Origin of the sequence: Pseudoxanthomonas daejeonensis (genome assembly GCF_022637495.1) — a bacterium.
Taxonomy (GTDB): Bacteria; Pseudomonadota; Gammaproteobacteria; order Xanthomonadales; family Xanthomonadaceae; genus Pseudoxanthomonas; species Pseudoxanthomonas daejeonensis.
On sequence record NZ_CP093331.1, the window covers coordinates 598191 to 616939 of the forward strand.

An 18749-nucleotide genomic window follows, 5' to 3' on the forward strand; every position below is an offset into this window, starting at 1 on the left:
GGGATACGCGCAGCGATGAGGCTGCGCTTGGCACGTTGACGCCCCTGCTACGGGGACCGCACCGCGGCCTACCCGCGCACCTGCGAAGGCAGGCGCCCGAGAGTGACCCGATCGCGCTGTTCGAGGTCACGCGCCGTCGACACTTCGGCAAAGCCGGCGGCCTCCAGCAGTGCGCGCACCGCCGCACCCTGGTCCAGCCCATGTTCCAGCAGCAGCCAGCCATTCGGCACCAGGTGCCGGGACGCGGCAGCGACGATCGTGCGGATCGCATCGAGCCCGTCCGCGCCGGAAGACAGCGCGCGCGGCGGCTCGTGGCGCAGGTCGCCCTGCGCCAGATGCGGGTCGCCCTCGGCGATGTAGGGCGGATTGCTCGCGATCAGGTCGAAACGGTCACGGCCGAGCGCCTCGTCCCAGTCGCCGCGACGGAACCAGACGTTGTCGAGCCGGTGCGCCTGCGCATTGCGCACGGCCACCGCCAGGGTCGGCGCGCTTATGTCGGTGGCCACCACCGCCGCTGCGGGCCGCTCGCTGGCAATGGCCAGAGCGATGGCACCGCTGCCGGTGCCCAGGTCGGCCACCCGCGCGGGGACGTCCGGCCCGATCCGCGCCAGAGCCAGCTCCACCAGCAACTCGGTTTCCGGGCGGGGGACCAGGGTGTCGGGGGTGACTTCAAGGTCCAGGGTCCAGAAGCCCCGCCGGCCGGTCAGGTAAGCGACGGGCTCCCCGGCGGCGCGCCGCTCGACGAGCTGGCGGAAGCCGTCGGCCAGTTCGGCCTCCACCGGGTCGGTCGCATGCGCGAACAACCAGGCGCGGTCCCGGCCCAGGGCATGGGCCAGCAGCGGTTCCGCGTCCTCGCGCGCAATGCGGCGCGCGGCTTCACGCAGCAGGGAGTCGGGTCGGCAGGACGTGTCGGTGTGGCTCATCGGCGGAACGATGGACCAAGCGCGCGCGCCTGCCAATGCCTGTCCGCGCCGCTTCGCCGCATCGCACCAAAGAGCATCTCTGGGCTTACGATAGGCACTGACTATCTATTTAATTCCTTTAATCGATTTGATCTGTCTATCGAAGATCCCTAGCATGGCGATCATTCCCTTCACCCACCACCGAAAGGACCTCCCCATGTCCCTGATCAACACCCCGATCAAGCCGTTCAAGGCCACCGCCTTCCAGAACGGAGAGTTCATCGAAGTTTCCGACGCCAGCCTCAAGGGCAAGTGGTCGGTCCTGATCTTCATGCCGGCCGCCTTCACCTTCAATTGCCCGACCGAGGTCGAGGACGCCGCCAACAACTACGCCGAGTTCCAGAAGGCCGGTGCCGAGGTCTACATCGTGACCACCGACACCCACTTCTCGCACAAGGTGTGGCACGAGACCTCCCCGGCCGTGGGCAAGGCCCAGTTCCCGCTGGTCGGCGACCCGACCCACCAGCTGACCCGCGCCTTCGGCGTGCACATCGAGGAAGAAGGCCTGGCCCTGCGCGGCACCTTCATCATCAACCCGGAAGGCGTGATCAAGACGCTGGAAATCCACAGCAACGAGATCGCCCGCGACGTGTCCGAGACCCTGCGCAAGCTGAAGGCTGCGCAGTTCACCGCCGCCAACCCCGGCCAGGTGTGCCCGGCCAAGTGGAAGGAAGGCGCCCAGACCATCGCTCCGTCGCTGGACCTGGTCGGCAAGATCTAACTGCCGCACCCGCCCTCCCCGCCCGCGCGGGGCGGGCACCTGCTCCCGCGATCCATCGCGGGAGTGGACCGGAGCCATCGCTCCCACGCAGCCGCCCGTCGCGTTACGCCACGCAGGTCGCGTCGGCTCCGGTCCACTCCTTCGCCTGCAGCGCCCGTTCCCGCGGGCGCGACGGCAGCGGCTTGCCGCCGCCGACCCGCCAGCCCCCTCCCCCAAGGAGCCGCGCCATGTTGGATGCCAGCCTCAAGACCCAGCTCCAGGCCTACCTGGAACGCCTCACCCGCCCGGTGCACCTGGTCGCCTCGCTCGACGACGGCGCCAGCTCGGCCGAAATGCTCGCGCTGCTGCAGGACATCGAAGCGCTCTCGCCGCAGGTCAGCCTGGAAGTGCGCCGCGACGACGCGCAACGCAAGCCCTCCTTCGCCGTGACCAGCCCCGGCCACGACATCTCGCTGGCGTTCGCCGGCCTGCCGATGGGCCACGAGTTCACCTCGCTGGTGCTGGCCCTGCTGCAGGTGGGCGGCCATCCGTCCAAGGCGGCGGCCGAGGTGATCGAGCAGGTGAAGTCGCTGGACGGCGAATTCGCGTTCGAAACCTATTTCTCGCTGTCCTGCCAGAACTGCCCGGACGTGGTCCAGGCGCTGAACCTGATGGCCGTGCTGAACCCGAAGATCAGGCACGTGGCGATCGACGGCGCGCTGTTCCAGGACGAGGTCGAAGGCCGCCAGGTGATGTCGGTGCCGACCATCTTCCTCAACGGGCAGGTGTTCGCCGCCGGCCGCATGGGCCTGGAGGAGATCGTCGCCAAGCTCGACACCGGCGCCGAAAAGCGCGAAGCGGAAAAGATCGCGAAGAAGGCCGCATTCGACGTGCTGGTCGTCGGTGGCGGCCCCGCCGGCGCGGCGGCGGCGGTCTATGCCGCGCGCAAGGGCATCCGCACCGGCGTGGCGGCCGAGCGCTTCGGCGGCCAGGTGCTGGACACCATGGCCATCGAGAACTTCATCTCGGTACCGCATACCGAGGGCCCGAAGCTCGCCGCCGCGCTCGAGCAGCACGTGCGCGGGTACGAGGTCGACGTGATGAACCTGCAGCGCGCGACCGCGCTGGTTCCGGCCGGCGACGACGGACTGGTCGAGGTCAAGCTGGCCAACGGCGCCTCGCTGAAGTCCAAGAGCGTGATCCTGTCCACCGGCGCCCGCTGGCGGCAGATGAACGTGCCGGGCGAAGACCTGTACCGCAACAAGGGCGTGGCCTACTGCCCGCACTGCGACGGCCCGCTGTTCAAGGGCAAGCGCGTGGCGGTGGTCGGCGGCGGCAACTCCGGCGTCGAGGCCGCGATCGACCTGGCCGGCATCGTTTCCCATGTCACCCTGATCGAGTTCGACGGCACGCTGCGCGCCGACGAGGTCCTGCAGCGCAAGCTGCGCAGCCTGCCCAACGTGCGCATCATCACCAGCGCGCAGACCACCGAAGTGCTGGGCGACGGGCAGAAGGTCACCGGCCTGACCTATACCGACCGCGTCGGGCACGACTCCCACCGTATCGACCTGGAAGGCGTGTTCGTCCAGATCGGCCTGCTGCCCAATACCGAATGGCTCAAGGGCACGGTCGAGCTGTCGCCGCGCGGCGAGATCATCGTCGATGACCGCGGCCAGACCAGCGTGCCGGGCGTGTTCGCCGCCGGCGATTGCACCACCGTCCCGTACAAGCAGATCGTGATCGCGATGGGCGAAGGCTCCAAGGCCGCGCTGGCCGCATTCGACCACCTGATCCGCAGCTCGGCACCGAAAGCCGAGCCGGTCGCGGAAGCGGCGTGAACACGCTAGGGTGGGCCCCGTGGCCCACCCGCCGCATGCCACGCCGGGCCACGATCGACGCACGTTCCGGGAGGATTGCCGGCAATGAACCTGCGTGACCTGAAATACCTGGTGGCCCTGGCCGATCACAAGCATTTCGGTCGCGCCGCGGCTGCCTGCCATGTCAGCCAGCCGACGCTGTCGACCCAGATCCGCAAGCTCGAGGACGAACTGGGCGTTCCGCTGGTCGAGCGTGCGCCGCGCAAGGTGATGCTGACGCCGGCAGGACGCGAAGCGGCCGAGCGCGCGCGCCGGATCGTGGCCGAAGTCGAGCAGATGAAGGAAGCCGCGCGCCGCAGCCAGGACCCGGAGGCCGGCACGGTGCGCCTCGGGATTTTCCCGACCCTGGCGCCCTACCTGCTGCCGCACGTGATCCCGCGCGTGCGTGCCCGCTTCCCCCAGCTGGAACTGCTGCTGGTGGAAGAGAAGAGCGACGAACTGCTGGCTCGCCTGCGCAACGGAAGGCTGGACGCGGCGGTGCTGGCCCTGCCAGTGCACGACGAGCAACTGCATGCCGAGTTCCTGTTCGAGGAACCGTTCGTGCTGGCCGTGCCGGAGAACCATCCCCTCTCGCAGCGCCAGTCCTTGACCCTGGACGAACTGGCCGACCAGCGGCTGCTGCTGCTGGAGGATGGCCATTGCCTGCGCGAGCAGGCGCTCGACGTGTGCCGCCTGTCCGGGGCGCACGAGAAAACGGAGTTCCGCGCCACCAGCCTGGAGACGCTGCGGCAGATGGTCGCGGCCAATGTCGGCGTGACCCTGCTGCCGACCCTGGCGGTGAAGCCGCCGGTGGCCCGCTCCGAGAACATCCACCTGTTGCGATTCACCGACTCGCAGCCCAGCCGCAGCATCGCCATGGCCTGGCGCCGCAGCTCGGCCATGGCGGGTTTCCTACAGCACCTGGCGCAGGTCTTCCGCGAGCTGCCACCGGGCCTGCTTTCGCCCGTGGACAACGCCCCAGCGCCTGGCCAGGCGACGACCGCCGCCGCCCCGCCGCCCCGCAGCGACTGGGGCTGAACCCGGCCGCTCCACGAAGGCCGGCGCCCGGTTGAAACACGGCCCGTTCCGGGCTACGGTTTCACCACAACCCAGAGACCCGGGGGCGGAAGCGGAAACGCGCCGCCCTTTTCTCATGTTCGCCATCCCCGCGCACCCGTCGCGCGACCCACCGTGAGGACTTCCATGACCGCCCAACCCACCAGTGGCCTGCCGCCATCCCTGATCATTTCCAGCCGCGACCTTACCCGGCTCGAAGCCCTGCTCGATTCACCGGTGCTGAGCCGCCATCCGGCCGCGCTCGCCCTGATCGATGAACTCAACCGGGCCGAGGTGCGGCCACCCGAGCAGATGCCTGCCGACGTGGTGACCATGCATTCGCAGGTCGAATGCGAAGACATCGCCAGCGGCGAGCGCCACGTGCTCACCCTGGTCTATCCGAATGAAGCCGACGTGGAGCGCGGCCGCGTTTCCGTGCTGGCACCGGTGGGCAGCGCCCTGCTCGGCCTGTCGGTCGGCCAGTCGATCGACTGGGAAGCGCCCGGTGGCCGCAGCCTGAAACTCAGGGTGATGTCGGTCCGCTACCAGCCTGAAGCGGCGGGCAACTTCCATCGTTGATCTGCGGCCGCGCCGCGTGACGCCCGGTGGAAGTACCTGCAGGCGGCGAGGCCGTAGCCGGATGCGCGACGGCGCCCGTGCCGGCCTGGCGCCTCGAAACCCCTGCCGAGACCTGCGCGTACCCACAAAAAAGGCGGCCCACCGGGCCGCCTTTTTCATGTGGCCGGGATACGGGCTCAGCCGCCACGCGCCTCCAGCGCCGCCACCGCCGGCAGGGTCTTGCCCTCGAGGAACTCGAGGAACGCGCCGCCGCCGGTGGAGATGTAGCTGACATCACCGGCGATGCCGTACTTGTCGACCGCCGCCAGGGTGTCGCCACCTCCGGCGATCGAGAACGCCTTCGAGGTGGCGATCGCGCGCGCCAGCGTCTCGGTGCCCTTGCCGAACGCATCGAACTCGAACACGCCCACCGGCCCGTTCCATACGACCGTGCCTGCGGAACGGATCAGCTCGGCGTAACGCTGAGCGGTCTGCGGGCCGATATCGAGGACCATGTCGTCCGCACCGACCTCACCGACCGCCTTCACCGACGCCGGGGAATCGGCCTTGAACTCGGCCGCCACCACGACGTCCACCGGCAGCGGGATCTCCGCACCCCGCGCCCTGGCATCGGCATCGATCTTGCGCGCGGTGTCGAGCAGGTCGGCCTCGTACAGCGACTTGCCCACGCCGTGGCCTTCGGCCGCGATGAAGGTGTTGGCGATACCGCCGCCGACGATCAGCTGGTCGACCTTGCCGACCAGGCTGGTCAGCAGTTCGAGCTTGGTCGACACCTTGCTGCCGGCAACAATCGCCAGCAAAGGCCGCGCCGGATTGGCCAGCGCCTTGTCCAGCGCATCAAGTTCGGCCATCAGCAGCGGGCCACCGGCGGCGACCGGGGCGAAGCGGATCACGCCGTGGGTCGAGGCCTGTGCGCGGTGCGCGGTGCCGAATGCATCCATCACGAACACGTCGCACAGCGCCGCGTACTTCTTCGACAGGGCTTCGTCGTCCTTGCCCTCGCCCACGTTCATGCGGCAGTTCTCCAGCAGCACGACCTGGCCGGGCTTCACGTCCACGCCGTCGACCCAGTCGCGCACCAGCGGCACGTCCACGCCCAGCAGTTCGGACAGCCGCGCGGCGACCGGCGCCAGCGAATCGGCCTCGCTCCACACGCCTTCCTTGGGTCGGCCCAGGTGCGAGGTGACCATGACCGCCGCACCCTTCTCCAGCGCCAGCTTGAGGGTCGGCACCGAAGCGGTGATGCGCTGCTCGGAGGTGATCCGGGCGGGCTGTCCCTCGGCATGCTCGATCGGCACGTTGAGGTCCTGCCGGATCAGCACGCGCTTGCCGGCAAGGTCGAGGTCGGTCATCCGCAGGATGGTCATCGTTGCGTTCTCGGTATCCGATGGGGGAAGGCGCGATCCGGCGATGCGGCCCGGCGCGGACGCGCATTGTCCCGCCCGCGCGCCGGCGCGGCAAACCCGGGTCAGTCGCGCGGCGGGCGCTGGCGCAGCAGGCTCAGGCCCAGCGCGGCCACCAGCACGGCGCCACCGACCAGCAACGCCCACAACAGCCCGGACTTCCAGTCGATGTCGCGCCGCGGCTTCAGCGCGCGATCGCCGGCGAGTTCTTCGGGCGCATCGGCCAGGTACGCCGGCGCCGGTTGCCAGCCGGCACCGCGCTGGCGACGCAGCGCATCGAGCAGGGCCGGGATCGGCGCATCGGCACGCGCGGCATTGGCGCTGCCGGCGGCCAGCGCATAGGGCGGCTCGCCCTGGGCGAGGAACACCATCACCTCGGGCTGGTATCCCAGCCGCAGCACCGGCACCGCGTCGCCGACCGGCGTGCTGGCGCCCAGGCGCCAGTGGCGGTCGCGCACCGGCGTGGCCAGCGGTTTGGGCTCGGAATGGTTGGCTTCACCGCTGCCGGCGCCGACCTGGAATGCCATCCACGGCCCCGCCCGCCACAGCCATGACGCATCGGTGCGTTCACGGCTGTGCAGGGTCCATTCCAGCGCGCTGTTGCCCGGCAGGCGCACGTCGGCGCGCTCGACCGGGAAACGCCCGGGCAGGACGAACTCGAAATAGTCGCGGCCGCCTTCCTGGCGACGCTCACCGGCGATCTCGACCCATTCCCAGCGCGCCTCCGGCGGTGGCGGTGCCAGTTCCGCGGTCACCCCCGTCAGCACCGGTACCGGTCCGGGACGCAACGGCAGCAGCCGCAGGTAGCGGGCCTGGCCGTCCAGCACGATCCGGCCCTGGCGCAGGCGTTCGCCTCCGCGCTCCAGGTCCAGCAGGGTCGTGCCCTCGTTGAGCGTGCGCCACTGGCGCAGGTCGTTGCTGCCTTCGATCCGGTAGCGCGCCTGCAACGACTGCACCGGCCGCTCCCATTCGAGCAGCAGCGCGCGTAGCGGCTCGCGCAGGCGACTGGCGTCCACCAGCCATTGGCCCTGCGCCAGCGCCGCGCCCTCGCGCGCGGGCACCTCGGCCTCGATGCGGACGATGCCGCCCTCTTCGTCGCGCTCGGCGACCAGGCGCAGGTCGCCGCCGCCTGCCGCCGGATCGATCGCCGGCAACGGGAACCAGGGCAGCCCCAGCATCCGCGGCGGCTGCGCCAGCGGCTGCGCGGGCGAAAGCAGGGCCGACGGCAACGGCTGGCCCTGTGCGTTGAACACCTCGATGTCGCGCAGCGAAGGCTGGCTCGCGCTGCGGTACACCGCTTCGTCCAGCACGACCCGGTAGGCACCGCTCTCCTCCTGGCCCAGGGTCAGCGGCCACTGCCGCGCGTAGTCCTCGCGCGCGGCGGCGCTGGCGCCCATGGAGACGAAGACCAGTGCCAGCCACAACCCGTGCGACCACCGTGCGGTGCTCATGCCTGCGATTCCTCCTGCAAGGTGCCATGCGTGCGCGGTGGCGCGGGCGCCAGGTAGCCGACGATCGTGCACAGCACGCCGTAGGCGATGAACGAGACGATGCCCAGCAGGCCACCAAGGTGCTGGCGATCGACCAGCAGCAGCTTGGCCAGGACCACGCCCATCAGCACTGCGCCGGCCAGCCACAACCCGCGCTGGCCGCGGCGCGAGCCGACGACCCAGCCGATCACACCGAGCACGCTCCAGACCACGGTCAGGCTGGTCTGGGCAAGGCTGGTGGAAACGAGGTCCGCATTCCACGCAATGCCACCCCAGTGGTGCACGCCACGCAACGTGGTCGCCGTCAGCAGCAGGAAACCGCCCAGCGCGACCACGCCGGTCCGCAACCGGCCCAGGTCCGAAGACGCTCTTGCCGACCACAGCCACGCGCCGGCCAGCGCGAGCGCGAGCAACTGCGCCAGTTCGGCCGGGTTGAGCAGCGGCAGCCAGGGCAACGGCGCGGAGGGCGCCGGCTGCGCCAGCGCCAGCAGCCAGCCCATCGCGATCACCGCGAAGACCAGGGCCAGCAGCGGGTTGCGCAATGCATCCGCTTCGTCGCCGCGCGGGAACGCCAGCCATGCCCAGTGCCACAGCGCGGCCGCGGCCAGCGCCAGCCAGGGCAACGCCATCAGCGCCAGCAGCCAGCCCTGCGCGAGCCCGGCCTGCCCGGTCCACCACACCGCTTCCAGCGTGAGCAGCACCGGCCATGCCAGCCACCAGGCGAACTGGACCGCACCCGCGCTGCCCGATGCGTCATCGCGCAGGCACCACAGGCTGCGCAGCCCGAGCACTGCGAACACACCCCACGCCAGCCCGCCCCAGCCACCACCCAGCGGATGCGCATGCACCGCGTCCTGCCACAACGCCAGCGGCATCGACAGCGCGAACGCGGCGAACACGGTCAGCGCCAGGGCGCGCGCCGGGCGCAGGCGGTGCACTTCGGCGGCGAGCCAGGCGCTGCCAACCACGAACACGAGCAGCGCATCGGGACGCACGTCCGCATCGACGAACCGATGGATCTCGTGCACGCCATTGCCCGTCCACCAGGCCAGGCCCCACAGGTAGAACACCAGTGCACCCAGCGTCGACCCGTGCAGGCGCGACGCCCAGGCGCTGGCCAGTCCCGCCAGCGCGATCAGCAGCAGGCTCATCGCGGTCGGGTTGAGCAGCGCGCGGGTGTCGCCGGCGATGCTGTCGACGCCCACCACCACCGCGCACGCGGCCAGCAGCTGCAGCGCCGAACCGGTGAACCGCGGCAGCCACCTCTGCTGGCGCAGCCCCAGCCAGACCAGGCCGGCGCCCTCCAGCGCGAACACGCTGGCGGTGGCACGCGCCGACAACGCCAGCGGCACCGCGAGCGTGGCGAAGCCCACCGCGAGGATCGCGTACGACTGGCCGAGCACCGCGTAGCCGGCACGCCGCAGCAGGCTCCATGCCAGCCCCGCGTACAGCACGCCCAGGCCGAGGGCACACAGCGCCAGCGGCATGCGCGCGCCATCGACGAAGCGTCCTTCCATCAGCCCCGCCTGCAGGGCGAAGGCCACCAGCGGCGTCCCGAACACCAGGCAGCCGTCGACCAGGTCGCGGCGTCCTTCCGGTTGGCGCCGCGCGAACAGGATCGGCACGATGAGGTAGAAGACGAAGAACAACACCAGGAACGGCTGGGTGGTGCCGTATTTCTCCGGCTGGTAACCACTCGCGCCCCACAGGCTCCCGATGCCGAAGGTGAAGGCGAAGCCGAGCAGGTTGAGGATTCGCCAGGAGCGGAACCAGGCGATGGCCACGATCGCCGCGTTGAGCAGCGCGTAGTACGAGAACAGCGCCACGTGGTTGCCACTGCCGGTCGACAGCCACAACGGGGCCAGGAATCCGGCCAGCAGCGCGAACACGGCCAGGGCCTTGGCGTCCTGCAGCACCGCCAGCAGGCCCATGCCGGCCACCAGCAGCACGCTGATCGCGAACGCCGGTCCGGCGTCGATCACGCCATAGAGTTTGAACGCCGCGAACACCGTCAGCAGCAGCACGCCGATCGACCCGCCCTGCAGGCTCAGCGCGAACACGCGGTTGCTGTCGCGACGGCGCCAGGCGAAGCCGAGCGCGGCCAGCGCCGCCGCCGCCACGCCGGCCAGGCGCAGCTCCATGGGCAACTGGAACAGGCCCTGGTCGCTGGCGTACTTGAGCAGCGCGGCCACGCCGGCCAGCAGCACCAGCATGCCGATCTTCACCGGCACGTTGCCCACGGTGAACCAGCGCTTGACCGTGCGCAGCAGCGCGTTCTCCGCCGGCGCCATGGGCGCATGCGAGACGCGGGTCGAGGCCGCGGCAACGCGCGCGCGCGTCGCGGCGTCGACCGTCGCGCCAGCGGCATCGGCGCGCTGGCCCGACGGCGGCAGCGGTGGCGGCGCGGAAGAAACCGCACTGTGCGCGGACGGTGGCGTGATCGGCGCGTCGTTCACCGGTTCCGGTGGCTGTGGCACCGATGCCTGCGCCAGCGCCCCGGGCGAGGCAGCCGCGCCTGAATCCCGGGCCTGCCGCATCAGGTCCGACAGCGTCGGGGCATCTGCGGCCGCGTCCGTGGGCGCAGTCCGCGACTGCACGGGCGCGGGCACCGCAACGCTGTCGCGCGCGCGCGCGCGACTGGTCGCGAGCTGCAGTTCCGCCAGGTTGCGCTCCAGTCCGGCCACCCGTCCCTTGAGCGAGGACAGCGACACCAGCGCGACGATCAGCAGTACGGGCATGGCCAGCAACGCCAGGCCCACGATCACGAGTATCCCCACCATGCCGTCCATCCCTCCCCCGTCCGAATCGGTACGCATCGCGCAGCGGTAGCCGGCGATCCCTGCCGGTCATGGCGTCGGCAGCGTCGGCGATGCGCGACGGTAATGCAAGACCGGCACGCCCCCGTAAGGGGAGCGTTAAAACGGGAAAGGGCGCCGTGTGGCGCCCTTTCCCTTGCAACGTGTCGAAGGCCTGCCGGCTGCTTACTTGGCGGCGATGACCCGGACCATTTCCAGGCACTTGTTGGAGTAGCCCCATTCGTTGTCGTACCAGGCGACCAGCTTGACGAAGGTCGGGTCCAGCGCGATGCCGGCATCGGCGTCGAAGATCGAGGTGCGGGTGTCGCCGCGGAAATCGGTGGCCACGACCTTGTCCTCGGTGTAGCCGAGGATGCCCTTCAACGCGCCTTCGCTCTGCGCCTTGATCTCGGCCTTGATCTCTTCGTAGCTGGCCGGATTCTCGAGCTCGGCGGTCAGGTCGACGACCGACACGTCCGAGGTCGGCACGCGGAAGCTCATGCCGGTCAGCTTCTTGTTCAGCGCCGGGATCACCACGCCGACCGCCTTGGCCGCGCCGGTCGAGGACGGGATGATGTTCTCGAGGATGCCACGGCCGCCGCGCCAGTCCTTGTTGCTCGGGCCATCGACGGTCTTCTGCGTCGCGGTGGCCGCGTGCACGGTGGTCATCAGGCCGCGCTTGATGCCCCACTTGTCGTTGAGCACCTTGGCCAGCGGCGCCAGGCAGTTGGTGGTGCAGGATGCGTTGGAGATGATCGCCTGACCGGCATAGGTGTCGTGGTTGACGCCGTAGACGAACATCGGCGTGTCGTCCTTGGACGGCGCCGACAAAAGCACCTTCTTGGCGCCCGCATCCAGATGCTTCTGCGCGGTGGCCTTGTCCAGGAACAGGCCGGTCGATTCGATCACGACCTCGGCGCCGACCTCGTCCCACTTCAGGTTGGCCGGGTCGCGCTCCTGGGTCAGGCGGATCTTCTTGCCGTCGACGACCAGGGTGTTGCCCTCGACCTTGACGTCGCCCTTGAAGCGGCCGTGCACGGAGTCGTACTGCAGCATGTAGGCCAGGTATTCCGGCTCGAGCAGGTCGTTGATCGCAACGATCTCGATGTCCTTGCCGAAATTCTGCACCGCCGAACGCAGCACGTTGCGGCCGATGCGGCCGAAGCCGTTGATGCCAACCTTGATCGCCATTGCTGAGGACTCCTGACGCCGCGGCGCGCGCGGCCGTGATGGATAGGACTGAAGCGGGTTGAAACGAGGCGGCCATTCTAGCACCGGCCCCTCGATCGGCCGGGGCCGCCTTGACTGCGATCAAGGCGCGCCACGCGCCAGGGCCGGACACTGGCTCCACCCCCACGAGCCATGAGCGCTTACCCATGAAACAGAAGCTCCTCCCCGCCCTGTTCGCCGCCGGCCTGGCCGTCGCGGCCGCCCCGGCCTTCGCCCAGTCCGCCGGCGACTGGACCCTGGGCCTGGGCGTGCACCAGGTCGACCCGAAGTCGGACAACGGCACCCTGGCCGGCGGCACCCTGCCGCTGTCGATCAACAGCGACGCCAAGCCGAGCCTGACCTTCGAATACTTCCTGCGCGACAACCTGGGCCTGGAAGTGCTGGCAGCGTGGCCGTTCCAGCACGACATCTCGGTCAAGGGCGTCGGCCGGGTCGGCAGCACCAAGCACCTGCCGCCGACGTTCAGCCTGCAGTACCACTTCAACGACAAGGGCGTGGTCTCGCCGCTGCTGGGCGTGGGCCTGAACTACACCACGTTCTTCAGCGAGGACACCCGCGGCGCGCTCGAGGGCGCCAACCTGAAGCTGGGCGATTCCTGGGGCCTGGCCGCGCATGCGGGCCTGGATTTCCGGGTCAGCGAGAAGGCCGCCATCCGCGTGGACGTGCGCTGGATCGACATCGACACCAGCGTCCGCGTCGACGGCGTGCGCGTGGGCACCGCCAACATCGATCCACTGGTGTACGGCGCCGCTTATGTCATGAAGTTCTGATGACGGCGCGGGAGTGGCGGCGGCCGGTCGGTTAAAGTGCCGGCATGACCGACGCGACTTCCACTCCTTCGATCCCCACTTCCACCCGGCAATCCCCTGCGCGACGCTCGCCCACGCGTGCGTCGCGTCTTTTCACCCAGCGAACGCGGCGACTGGGCGCGTTGCTGTTCCTTCCGGTCGCGCTGGCGATCGCCCTGCCCGTCCACGCCTGGGGCGCGCTCGGCCATCGCCTGGTGGCCCGCCTCGCCGAGGACGGACTGACACCGCAGGCCCGCGCGGGCGTGGCCCGCCTGCTGCAGGGCGAAACCGAACCCACCCTGGCCGGCATCGCGACCTGGGCCGACGAACTGCGCGGCAACGATCCGGCACTGGGCAAGCGCTCCGCGCGCTGGCACTACGTCAACATCGGCGGCGACGACTGCGCCTACCAGGCCGCGCGCGACTGCCCCGGCGGCGACTGCGTGGTCGCGGCGCTGGAAACGCAGGCCCGGATCCTGGCCGACCCGGCACGCACCGACGCCGAGCGCCGGCAGGCGCTGAAGTTCGTCGTCCATTTCGTCGGCGACGCGCACCAGCCACTGCATGCCGGTCACGCCGGCGACCGCGGCGGCAACGACTACCAGGTCAACTGGCGCGGCAAGGGCAGCAACCTGCATTCGCTGTGGGACAGCGGCATGCTCAACGCACAGGGCCTGGAGGAGGACGCCTGGCTGGCGCGGCTGCGCGCATTGCCCGCGCCGGCCCCGGTGTCGCCGCTGCCGGCGCGTGCGCCGCAGGCATGGGCCGAGCAGTCCTGCCGGCTGGTCATCGCGCCAGGGTTCTATCCGCCAGGCCATGTGATCGACGACGCCTACGTCGCCGCGCACCTGCCCGCTGCCGAAACGCAGTTGCGCCTGGCGGGCGCGCGGCTGGCCGCCACCCTCAATACCGCGTTCGGCGCCACCTACTGACCTGCCCGGACGCCCTCATCATCCACAGCCTCCCTTCGCCGTAGCCCGCCCAAACCGGAGAACGACGGCATGTCCGCACCGGAAATTCCGATGTTCCGTTCCCTGGCGACCGTGTTGCTGGCTGCCACCTTGGCCGCGTCCCCGTTCGTGGTCCGCGCCGCCGACGCACCGGTGACCGTATTCGCCGCGGCCAGCCTCAAGGAGTCGATGGACGAGGCCGCCCTCGCCTACGGGAAGGCCACCGGCACGCCGGTGCGCGTTTCGTACGCGGCCAGTTCGGCGCTGGCGCGGCAGATCGAGCAGGGCGCGCCCGCGCAGGTCTTCGCCTCCGCCGACCTGGAATGGATGGACTACCTGCAGCAGCGCAACCGCATCGACGCCGCCACGCGCCACGACCTGCTCGGCAACCGGCTGGTCCTGGTCGCACCGCAGGGCAGCGCAGTGAAGGTCGACCTGGCCAAGCCCGGCTCTATCGCCGGCGCCCTGGGCGAAGGTCGGCTGGCGCTGGGCCAGACCGCGACCGTACCGGCGGGGAAATACGCACGCACCGCGCTGGAATCGCTGGCGCAATGGGAACCGGTGAAAGCCAGGCTCGCCGAATCGGAAAGCGTGCGCGCCGCGCTGATGCTGGTGGCGCGCGGCGAAACGCCGCTGGGGATCGTCTATGCCTCCGACGCGAAGGCCGAGCCGCGCGTGCGCGTGGTGGCGACCTTCCCCGCCGGCAGCCATCCGTCGATCGTGTATCCGGTCGCGGCGCTGCGCGACGCCCCCGCTCCGGCTCGCGATTTCGTGCGCTGGCTTTCCTCGCCCGAGGCGCGCGCGATCTTCGAGCGTCGCGGCTTCGACGTGCTCGACTGAGGCCACACGTTGACCTCCTGGTTCTCGCCCGAGGAAATGACCGCCATAGGCCTGAGCCTGAAGGTGGCCAGCGTGGCCGCGCTCGCCAGCCTGCCGCTGGGCGTGGCCGTCGCATGGCTGCTGGCGCGCCGGCGATTCCCGGGCAAGGCCCTGCTCGACGCGCTGGTGCACCTGCCGCTGGTGCTGCCACCGGTGGTGATGGGCTACGCGTTGCTGGTGATGTTCGGCACCCAGGGACCGATCGGCGCCTGGCTGCACGACACCTTCGGCATCACCCTGGCCTTCCGCTGGACGGGCGCGGCGCTGGCGTGCGCGGTGATGGGCTTCCCGCTGATGGTGCGTGCGATCCGGCTGTCGATCGAGAACGTGGACCGCAGGCTCGAACAGGCCGCCGCCACGCTCGGCGCTGCGCCCTGGCGGGTATTCCTCACCGTGACCCTGCCGCTGGCCTGGCCCGGCCTGGTGGCCGGCGTGGCGCTGGCCTTCGCCAAGGCGCTGGGCGAATTCGGCGCGACCATCACTTTCGTCTCGGCCATTCCCGGCGAGACGCAGACGCTGTCTTCGGCGATCTACGGCCTGATGCAGGTGCCCGGCGGCGAAGCGGGGATCTGGCGCCTGGCGGCGGTATCGCTGCTGATCTCGCTCGGCGCCTTGCTGCTGTCGGAATGGCTGGTGCGGCGCAAGCGCAGCGCGGAGGACGAAGCATGAGCCTGTCGCATTGCATCCCGCTCCGTCGCGCGGACGCACCCGCACGCCGCGGGGTCCGTCCATGCTGAGCCTTGACCTGCAGCTGCAGCGCGGCGGCTTCCGGCGCCACGTCAGCATCGAGGAACAGGCACGCGTGGTCGCGCTGGCCGGGCCGTCGGGCGCGGGCAAGACCACCGTGCTCAATGCAATCGCCGGGCTGGTGCGACCGGTCTCCGGCCACATCCGCATCGACGACCGCGTGCTCTACGACAGCGCGCGCGGGATCGACGTGCCTACCCACCGCCGTCGCATCGGTTACGTATTCCAGGATGCGCGCCTGTTCCCGCACCTGGACGTGGCGCGCAACCTGCGCTACGGGCGCCATGGCGATGCGCAATCGCGCTTCGGCTTCGACGCCGTGGTCGAGCTGCTCGGCATCGGCCACCTGCTGGCGCGGCGCACCGCGAACCTGTCCGGTGGCGAAGCGCAGCGCGTGGCGATCGGTCGCGCCCTGCTGTCGCAACCGGCGATCCTGCTGTTCGACGAGCCGCTGACCGCGCTGGACCCGGCGCGGCGCGAGGAACTCATTCCCTACCTGCAGCGCGTGCGCGACGAAGTACGCCTGCCGATGCTGTACGTCAGCCACCATCCCGACGAGGTACGACGGCTGGCCGATGCGGTGCACGTGTTCGACTAGCATGCATCGTTGCACGCACGCACGTGCTACAGGCTCGCGCCCTTGAATGGAGCGCGTGAAGCCCAGCGCCACGCCTGCCGCATGGAGCATCGCCGATCACGCCCGTCGCACCGCCGCGTTCAGTGCTTCCGCTGCGCCGCGCCCACCTGCTGGCGGCCATTGCGAATCTCGAACGTGAACGCGTAGGCCAGCGTCACCGCCACCCGCCTGGCTTCGGTCACCGCGCCCGCGCAACCGGTGCCGTTCCAGTCGCGATCGCGTGTGGCCGCATCCGGGTAGTCGCAGAACACCGCTGGCTCGAAGCGCCAGCCGGAGATCGCGCGCAGCACCGCGTCGCCCAGTTGCGGCTGCATCTTCGGACCCATGCATCCGGGATCTTCCAGCAGGGCGATTTCGCGCACGCCGCCATCGGTATCCACCACGAACCCCGCGCACAGCGTAGTCGGCGGCAGGTCGCGCAATTCGTATCCTTGCGGGAAGCCCGGCGGCGCATTGTCCCGCGGCGCCGGGAACACGAAAGCCTGGTTGGCCGCCATCTCGTATCGCGCAGCACCCCCAGGCAGGATCAGCCGCTGCTCCACACCGGCGGTGCGGGTAGCGCAGGCGGCGACCGACAGGACCAGCACGACGATTGCGAGCCGCCGCGCATGCGTGAGCTCGCGCTCCATCATCCGTTCCCGCCCTCCTGCTCGGCAGGCCTGGCCTCGAAGGTGATGGGCACGCGGACCTGCCCGGCGACCGGTTTGCCTCCCTGCAGCGCCGGTTCGAACGTCCACTGCCGTGCCGCCTCGATCGCGGCGGCGTCGAATACGCCGGCAGGCGTCGACTCCTCGACCTGCACGTCGGTGACGCGGCCCTCGGCATCGACGGCCACCCGCAAAAGAACCTTGCCGTTGATGTAAGCACGGGCCGCATCTTCCGGATAGCGCGGCGCCGGGAGCCGCTCTCGGGCGAGGGGCGCCAGGGGGTCAGCGCGGAGCTCATCCCCGGAGCCGGCGCTCGCATCGTCCGCGACGGCGGTGCGACCCGCGGCACGTGCCGACGCCTGCTCGACATCCATCGCCCTGGCCCCATTGGCGGACGCCTGCGGCGGTGCATCGGCAAGACGTTTCGCGTTGACCTCCAGGGTGAAGACCGAACGTCCATCGAGCGTGCTGAGCTGGATCGTCGCAGGCTTGCCCAGTGTCGCGACCAGTGCCGGCTCGGACACCAGGCCGCCATCGGCACGCACGCTGCCCCCGATCCAGAACAGCCCCGGATCATCGAGCGGCTTGATGGCCAGTTCCGCTTCCCAGACCGGGGATCCACCTTCCTCGCTGCGGATGCCGAACGTGCGGCCGGCCTGTTCGCGCAGCTGGAACGACTGCGAGCGGCCATCGACATCCAGGCGAACGTCGATCGCGAAGGTTGTTCCTACCATCGCGCCAGGCGCCTGCGCGGGCTGTGCCGCCCAGGCCGTGTAACCCGCGGCCGCGCTGAGTCCCAGCGCGAGGAGCGCAGCGGCCATCCAGCGCATGGGAGAAGGCGTGGGTCGCTTGAGCATGTCGATGCGCTCCTTGATCGGATGCCGTGCCTGCCAGTGGCAGCCGAGCGGCAGGGGAAGTTCGTCGAACTGGGTCTTGAGCATCGCTTCGCCGTACTGGCGGCGCGCGCGCGGGTTGCGGGCGATCACCCACTCGTCACAGGCCAGTTCCTGGTCCAGGCGGAAGCGGCGCAGCGCGAAGGGCAGCAGCGGGTTGAACCAGAACACGCAGCGCAGCAGCGCCACCAGCGCGTTGGCCAGCAGGTCGCCGCGGCGCACGTGGACGCGCTCGTGCTGGAGGACGAGCGCCTGCTCCTGCGCGGAGTAGCGCTGCCCGAAGTCGGCGGGAAGCAGGATGCGCGGGCGCAACACGCCGGCGACCGCGGGCAGTCCGGCGGTTGCGGCCGTCGATTCGTAGAGGCCGTCGGCGCGGCGCCGCAGCACGCCCAGTCCGCGATGGAAACGCCGCTGCTGCAGGAACAGGACGGTGGCCAGGGCAAGCGCGCCCGCGAGCCAGGCCAGCATCGCCAGTTCGCTCCAGCCCATCCCCGCCTGGCGTTCGGGCGCGGCAGCCACGACGATCGCGGGCGCGACCTGCCAGGCCACGGGCAAGGCCAGCGGCACGTCGACACCGCGCGGCAGCAGCACCGCCAGCAGTGCGATCGGCACGCACAGCCACAGCGAGTAGGCGGCGGTGGCACCCAGGAGCGCGCGCACCGGCAGGCGCAACGCCAGCACGAGCAGCATGGCGACGCTGCCGGCCACGGTGGCCTCGGCAAGGAATGCGATCAGGTCAGCGTCCATCGTCGGCCTCCTTGCCATCGTCCAGTTCCGAGACCAGGCGCTTGAGTTCGGCGATGTCGGCCGGCGAAAGCTGCCCTCGTTCGCTGAAATGCGCGACCAGCGGTGCGACGCGCCCGCCGAACAGCCGCGCCAGCAGGCCTTCGCTCTGCTGCTGGACCCAGGCTTCGCGGCGCAGGACCGGCGAGTACAGGTAGCGGCGTCCATCCTTGAGGGCACTGATCGCACCCTTGTTGAGCAGGCGGTTCAAGAGGGTCTTGATGGTCGGCTCGGCCCAGCCCGTGCTTTCGGCGAGGGCGGCGATCACGTCCTCGGCGCTGCGTGGACTGGATTCCCAGAGCACCTCCATCACCATCGCCTCGGCATCGCTGACCGGTGTCGTGTCCATCGCGG

Annotated in this window: 17 protein-coding genes; 9 read left to right on the forward strand and 8 right to left on the reverse strand. The window is 70.2% G+C overall.

Translation table 11 applies throughout. The annotated features are described in order from the left end of the window. Window positions 1-68 precede the first annotated feature (68 nt). The gene (gene prmC, locus MNQ95_RS02865) at window positions 69-923 is read right to left on the reverse strand and encodes a peptide chain release factor N(5)-glutamine methyltransferase (protein ID WP_241953737.1); all 855 of its coding nucleotides are present in this window, start codon (window positions 921-923) and stop codon (window positions 69-71) included. Window positions 924-1119: 196 nt separating this feature from the next. On the opposite strand from prmC, the gene ahpC reads away from it, so the two are divergent. The 4 genes from ahpC to rnk all read left to right on the forward strand — a co-directional run bounded on the left by ahpC (window position 1120) and on the right by rnk (window position 5153). Further along, complete coding sequence (gene ahpC / locus MNQ95_RS02870; RefSeq protein ID WP_162411217.1) at window positions 1120-1683, forward strand: alkyl hydroperoxide reductase subunit C; 564 nt, start codon at window positions 1120-1122, stop codon at window positions 1681-1683. A 227-nt stretch (window positions 1684-1910) separates the two neighbouring features. After that, window positions 1911-3500 (forward strand): alkyl hydroperoxide reductase subunit F, encoded by a 1590-nt coding sequence (gene ahpF / locus MNQ95_RS02875; RefSeq protein WP_241953738.1) that lies wholly within the window; start codon window positions 1911-1913, stop codon window positions 3498-3500. An 84-nt stretch (window positions 3501-3584) separates the two neighbouring features. Then, on the forward strand, window positions 3585-4556 hold the full coding sequence (gene oxyR, locus MNQ95_RS02880; RefSeq protein ID WP_241953739.1) for a DNA-binding transcriptional regulator OxyR: 972 nt from the start codon (window positions 3585-3587) through the stop codon (window positions 4554-4556). A gap of 165 nt (window positions 4557-4721) precedes the next feature. Continuing rightward, window positions 4722-5153: a nucleoside diphosphate kinase regulator gene (rnk, locus tag MNQ95_RS02885; protein ID WP_162411214.1), complete on the forward strand. Its 432-nt coding sequence runs from the start codon at window positions 4722-4724 to the stop codon at window positions 5151-5153. A gap of 176 nt (window positions 5154-5329) precedes the next feature. On the opposite strand, the gene MNQ95_RS02890 is transcribed toward rnk, so the two are convergent. The 4 genes from MNQ95_RS02890 to gap all read right to left on the reverse strand — a co-directional run bounded on the left by MNQ95_RS02890 (window position 5330) and on the right by gap (window position 12032). Further along, entirely contained in the window at window positions 5330-6520 is a 1191-nt protein-coding gene (locus tag MNQ95_RS02890) for a phosphoglycerate kinase (protein ID WP_162411213.1), read from the reverse strand. A 101-nt stretch (window positions 6521-6621) separates the two neighbouring features. Continuing rightward, on the reverse strand, window positions 6622-8007 hold the full coding sequence (locus tag MNQ95_RS02895) for a DUF3999 domain-containing protein (protein WP_241953740.1): 1386 nt from the start codon (window positions 8005-8007) through the stop codon (window positions 6622-6624). Further along, window positions 8004-10826 carry a DUF2339 domain-containing protein gene (locus MNQ95_RS02900; RefSeq protein WP_241953741.1) on the reverse strand — a complete coding sequence of 941 codons (2823 nt, stop codon included), beginning with the start codon at window positions 10824-10826 and terminating at the stop codon, window positions 8004-8006. The genes MNQ95_RS02895 and MNQ95_RS02900 overlap by 4 nt, the downstream gene beginning before the upstream one ends. A gap of 201 nt (window positions 10827-11027) precedes the next feature. Further along, window positions 11028-12032, reverse strand: a complete 1005-nt coding sequence (gap, locus tag MNQ95_RS02905) for a type I glyceraldehyde-3-phosphate dehydrogenase (RefSeq protein WP_241953742.1) — start codon at window positions 12030-12032, stop codon at window positions 11028-11030. A 185-nt stretch (window positions 12033-12217) separates the two neighbouring features. Between gap and MNQ95_RS02910 the strand changes: the two genes are divergently transcribed. The 5 genes from MNQ95_RS02910 (at window position 12218) to modC (ending at window position 16033) form a co-directional block, all read left to right on the forward strand. Further along, the gene (locus tag MNQ95_RS02910; protein WP_241953743.1) at window positions 12218-12841 is read left to right on the forward strand and encodes an OmpW/AlkL family protein; all 624 of its coding nucleotides are present in this window, start codon (window positions 12218-12220) and stop codon (window positions 12839-12841) included. Between the two features lie 161 nt (window positions 12842-13002). Further along, complete coding sequence (locus MNQ95_RS02915) at window positions 13003-13791, forward strand: S1/P1 nuclease (RefSeq protein ID WP_241953744.1); 789 nt, start codon at window positions 13003-13005, stop codon at window positions 13789-13791. 90 nt (window positions 13792-13881) lie between these two features. Next, window positions 13882-14649: a molybdate ABC transporter substrate-binding protein gene (gene modA, locus MNQ95_RS02920; protein ID WP_241953745.1), complete on the forward strand. Its 768-nt coding sequence runs from the start codon at window positions 13882-13884 to the stop codon at window positions 14647-14649. Window positions 14650-14685: 36 nt separating this feature from the next. Beyond that, window positions 14686-15357: a molybdate ABC transporter permease subunit gene (gene modB / locus MNQ95_RS02925; protein WP_241954340.1), complete on the forward strand. Its 672-nt coding sequence runs from the start codon at window positions 14686-14688 to the stop codon at window positions 15355-15357. A 61-nt stretch (window positions 15358-15418) separates the two neighbouring features. Further along, window positions 15419-16033 (forward strand): molybdenum ABC transporter ATP-binding protein, encoded by a 615-nt coding sequence (gene modC / locus MNQ95_RS02930; protein ID WP_162411206.1) that lies wholly within the window; start codon window positions 15419-15421, stop codon window positions 16031-16033. Between the two features lie 119 nt (window positions 16034-16152). Here the strand turns inward: modC and MNQ95_RS02935 are convergent, their stop codons facing one another. From MNQ95_RS02935 to MNQ95_RS02945, 3 genes are read right to left on the reverse strand one after another with little or no spacing between them, the layout of a single operon-like run. Then, window positions 16153-16704: an energy transducer TonB gene (locus tag MNQ95_RS02935; protein ID WP_241953746.1), complete on the reverse strand. Its 552-nt coding sequence runs from the start codon at window positions 16702-16704 to the stop codon at window positions 16153-16155. Continuing rightward, entirely contained in the window at window positions 16701-18359 is a 1659-nt protein-coding gene (locus MNQ95_RS02940) for a TonB family protein (protein ID WP_241953747.1), read from the reverse strand. Before MNQ95_RS02940 ends, MNQ95_RS02935 begins: the two co-directional genes overlap by 4 nt. Beyond that, complete coding sequence (locus MNQ95_RS02945; protein ID WP_162411204.1) at window positions 18349-18744, reverse strand: BlaI/MecI/CopY family transcriptional regulator; 396 nt, start codon at window positions 18742-18744, stop codon at window positions 18349-18351. The genes MNQ95_RS02940 and MNQ95_RS02945 overlap by 11 nt, the downstream gene beginning before the upstream one ends. Window positions 18745-18749 lie beyond the last annotated feature (5 nt).

What these genes read in the sequence shown, in the direction of transcription:
- prmC (WP_241953737.1), bottom strand. Translation starts at nt 923, where the DNA reads ATGAGCCACACCGACACGTCCTGCCGACCCGACTCCCTGCTGCGTGAA.
- ahpC (WP_162411217.1), top strand. Translation starts at nt 1,120, where the DNA reads ATGTCCCTGATCAACACCCCGATCAAGCCGTTCAAGGCCACCGCCTTC.
- ahpF (WP_241953738.1), top strand. Translation starts at nt 1,911, where the DNA reads ATGTTGGATGCCAGCCTCAAGACCCAGCTCCAGGCCTACCTGGAACGC.
- oxyR (WP_241953739.1), top strand. Translation starts at nt 3,585, where the DNA reads ATGAACCTGCGTGACCTGAAATACCTGGTGGCCCTGGCCGATCACAAG.
- rnk (WP_162411214.1), top strand. Translation starts at nt 4,722, where the DNA reads ATGACCGCCCAACCCACCAGTGGCCTGCCGCCATCCCTGATCATTTCC.
- MNQ95_RS02890 (WP_162411213.1), bottom strand. Translation starts at nt 6,520, where the DNA reads ATGACCATCCTGCGGATGACCGACCTCGACCTTGCCGGCAAGCGCGTG.
- MNQ95_RS02895 (WP_241953740.1), bottom strand. Translation starts at nt 8,007, where the DNA reads ATGAGCACCGCACGGTGGTCGCACGGGTTGTGGCTGGCACTGGTCTTC.
- MNQ95_RS02900 (WP_241953741.1), bottom strand. Translation starts at nt 10,826, where the DNA reads ATGGTGGGGATACTCGTGATCGTGGGCCTGGCGTTGCTGGCCATGCCC.
- gap (WP_241953742.1), bottom strand. Translation starts at nt 12,032, where the DNA reads ATGGCGATCAAGGTTGGCATCAACGGCTTCGGCCGCATCGGCCGCAAC.
- MNQ95_RS02910 (WP_241953743.1), top strand. Translation starts at nt 12,218, where the DNA reads ATGAAACAGAAGCTCCTCCCCGCCCTGTTCGCCGCCGGCCTGGCCGTC.
- modA (WP_241953745.1), top strand. Translation starts at nt 13,882, where the DNA reads ATGTTCCGTTCCCTGGCGACCGTGTTGCTGGCTGCCACCTTGGCCGCG.
- modB (WP_241954340.1), top strand. Translation starts at nt 14,686, where the DNA reads ATGACCGCCATAGGCCTGAGCCTGAAGGTGGCCAGCGTGGCCGCGCTC.
- modC (WP_162411206.1), top strand. Translation starts at nt 15,419, where the DNA reads ATGCTGAGCCTTGACCTGCAGCTGCAGCGCGGCGGCTTCCGGCGCCAC.
- MNQ95_RS02935 (WP_241953746.1), bottom strand. Translation starts at nt 16,704, where the DNA reads ATGATGGAGCGCGAGCTCACGCATGCGCGGCGGCTCGCAATCGTCGTG.
- MNQ95_RS02940 (WP_241953747.1), bottom strand. Translation starts at nt 18,359, where the DNA reads ATGGACGCTGACCTGATCGCATTCCTTGCCGAGGCCACCGTGGCCGGC.
- MNQ95_RS02945 (WP_162411204.1), bottom strand. Translation starts at nt 18,744, where the DNA reads ATGGACACGACACCGGTCAGCGATGCCGAGGCGATGGTGATGGAGGTG.